Annotated in this window: 2 protein-coding genes; one reads left to right on the top strand and one right to left on the bottom strand. The window is 41.6% G+C overall.

Annotation, left to right across the window (positions count from 1 at the left end):
- Nucleotides 1-563: 563 nt before the first annotated feature.
- Nucleotides 564-1337 (bottom strand): response regulator, encoded by a 774-nt coding sequence (locus tag VGB26_03975; protein HEX9756941.1) that lies wholly within the window; start codon nucleotides 1335-1337, stop codon nucleotides 564-566.
- Nucleotides 1338-1837: 500 nt separating this feature from the next.
- On the opposite strand from VGB26_03975, the gene VGB26_03970 reads away from it, so the two are divergent.
- Nucleotides 1838-2728, top strand: a complete 891-nt coding sequence (locus tag VGB26_03970; GenBank protein ID HEX9756940.1) for an exopolyphosphatase — start codon at nucleotides 1838-1840, stop codon at nucleotides 2726-2728.
- The last annotated feature ends 251 nt before the right edge of the window (nucleotides 2729-2979 follow it).

Raw genomic sequence — 2979 nt, 5'->3', positions numbered from 1 at the left:
CGCTCCCCGATAGAGGCATTCGAGGACAGGTTTCGCGGGAATGACGGGAAGGGCCTGGATTTCCGCTTTCCCCTGCCTGCAAGTGCCCGCCGGACAGGCGGGTAATGACAAAATTTACCCACTCACTTCCACGATGAGCCTATTATAAAAAGATGAGATTTGGCTATTTTAACTGGCAATTCCCCGCCGCTTGCGGCGTGGGACGCAGTAGATCTGTTGTAGCGGGCCCTTCGACTTATCTCAGGATGGGCTTCCCAAAACCATCTCCACCCCCCACCTTCCCTCCCCCCATCGAGGGGGGAGGGATTAAGGGAGGGGGCTTTTTGATACCCCGCGGTCTTGCCGCGGGAAGCTTCATTAAATCTTTTTAGGAAAAAATCTTGTAAGGACAAGAATAAAATAGGGTTACGAAAAACAATGGAATTTGTTTTGTAAAAAAAATAGACCTGTTTTTAAAAAATACCCGAAAAAGGGGAATTGGAAGAGATTCTGAAAACTAGGTTTTGAAAACAAAAAAGGGGGAAAGTTCTATGAACCGGAATCTTCGGAAGGCTAAAATCAGGTTAATAGGAAGAATTTTCCTGCTCGGTCGCAATAAAAAATTCAGTTTGTTCTTCGATGATATCATCGGACAGTAACTTTAAGATATATTCTCGGAGCAACAATAAATCATTAGGGGTAAGATCATTAAATTCCACTGCCATTCCTGGAGAAGCTTTTAAGATATCCTTGTACACGCTTCTATTATAAATAACCTTTCCTTTAAGGAAAAGGGGGTTATTACCTTTTACCGGTAAAACAAGTTTGACTTCGGTTCCAACGGGGGGCGATTCACTTTGCCTGATATAAACCCCACCTTCAGAAAGGCTAACGGCGTAATGATCCCTTGTGATATCTTTATATGATACAGTTACCTTTTTCTCCAAAGGAGTCCTTAAGAATTTTCTCCTCTTTCCGCCTCCATAGGTAATACAATCCTGTAAAATTCGATCTAATGTAATTATTTTTACAGGTTTTTTTAATATTTCTTTGCAACCCAGCAGCCGACATTCTTCAAGAGTTGCTTCGTCCGAATACGCCGTCACCATGACCACAGGAATTTCAGAGGTACCCCCATCTTCTTTAAGATATTTCAGCGCCGTTACCCCATCAACCTTTGGCATTCTCAAATCCAGCAGGATGATATGGGGTGTAATTATTTTTAATAGAGATAAAACCTCCATTCCGTCTTTAGCCGCTACAATATCAAACCCCAGTCTTTTCAGAACGGTAGAAATAAATATTACAAAATTCTCATCGTCATCTGCCACCAGTATAAGTTTTCTTCTTAAATCCATTATTTCACCCAACCAATAATAAAATGGTTTTTAAAAAATCCAATGGTTTTTAGAGTCTATTCACGCTTGAACGCCGTTAAAAAAATTATACCCAGATTGTATTTCCTGTCAACCGTTACAGACGTTTTAAGAGTGATCTTGAAAAACAGGTTTTACCCATTAAGTGTTCCATTACCTTTAAAATTAATTCTTCTCAAACAACTATTATCTAAAATAGTATGGGTTTTCCCGTTCGATCCAGTTCAAAATACGGGGTTGCCAAGGGAAAAATTTCTGTTTATATTTCTTGAGATATTTTAAGGTTTTCAATATACTTCTCAATTGGTTTTTCTAAGTCAAATGGTGGTTTTCTAAAATGTCTTAGTTAACGAAAAGATAAAACCATTGAACGTAATGTGGGTTAAAAGAACATTGGGTGGAAAGTAAAAAGGTAGGCGGAGGTCGGAGGGAGAAATGGGTTCGCTCCCATTTCTTGTCGGAGGACCCTAAAGGAGAAAACCATGAGGCTGGTGACACGGGGAGATCTGGACGGTTTAACGTCCGCTGTTTTAATCTCAACCATGGAAGAAATTGATTCCATTGAACTCATCCATCCGCAGGATATCACCGATAATAATTTCGAGGTTACAGAAAACGATATTCTAGCGAACCTTCCTTATCACCCAAAATGCGCATTATGGTTTGACCATCATCTTTTGACCAATAGCAATATAAAGCCCCCTGAGAATTTCAAAGGTAACCATGCTTTGTCACCCAGCGCCGCAAGAGTCATTTTTGATTATTACGCCTCGGATAAGCTCAAGAAGTATGAGTTTCTTGTTCAAGAGACCGATCGTTTGGATTCGGCCCAGCTGACCCTGGAGGACATTCTCGCCCCTCAGGGGGTTATTCTGCTGGGATTTACCATTGACGGAAGGACCGGTATAGTTCAATTTAAGGAATATTTTATGAGCTTGATCCAATGGCTTAAATCGATGCCCATTGATGAAGTACTTAAAAAATCAGAAGTGGCGGTAAGGGCAAGATTTCTAAAGGATGAAAATATTCATTTTAGGAAAATCCTCAAAGAAAATTCCCTCTTGGATGAAAAAATGATCCTCACCGATTTCCGGCGAATCGATGAGGTCCCCGTGGGTAATCGTTTCCTTGTCTATACCCTTTTTCCCCAAGCCAATATATCGCTCCGTTTGCAGTGGGGTCCAAAAAAATCCTTTGTTGCAGCCACCCTGGGGCACAGCATAATTAACCGGACCAGCAAGGTAAACTGTGGAGAGATATGCAGCCAATTTGGGGGAGGAGGGCATCGAGGGGCAGGGGCTGTCCCATTGATGCTTGAATATGCCGAGGACCAAATTTCCCAGATCATACAAATGGTCAAAGAGGGCGGGTAGTCCGTGGGACAATTTTAGAGAATTTAAAAACCTGAAGGGTCAAGCGTTAGGAATAAGGAGAGAAGGCATTTAGAGGCTAAACGGGAAAGTTTTGGGGAAATAATAAAAAGGGGTCTTCGTGTAATCGAGTGGGTAAAAATTGTTAAAAAGTGTTTAAGGTCCATACAGGGCAAGGGTCAAGTCAAAGTCATTCTGTGGTTGAAGCCTTTGAAGTATTAGAGGTTCCTGCAAAATCCAGTTCGTCATTCCCG

Source organism: Nitrospiria bacterium, assembly GCA_036397255.1.
Taxonomy (GTDB): domain Bacteria; phylum Nitrospirota; class Nitrospiria; order DASWJH01; family DASWJH01; genus DASWJH01.
The sequence above is the reverse complement of the archived record's forward strand: the minus strand, read 5'-3'. Positions and strand labels throughout refer to the sequence as shown.

Coding starts and splice junctions, on each gene's coding strand:
- VGB26_03975 (HEX9756941.1), bottom strand. CDS start 1,337: ATGGATTTAAGAAGAAAACTTATACTGGTGGCAGATGACGATGAGAAT.
- VGB26_03970 (HEX9756940.1), top strand. CDS start 1,838: ATGAGGCTGGTGACACGGGGAGATCTGGACGGTTTAACGTCCGCTGTT.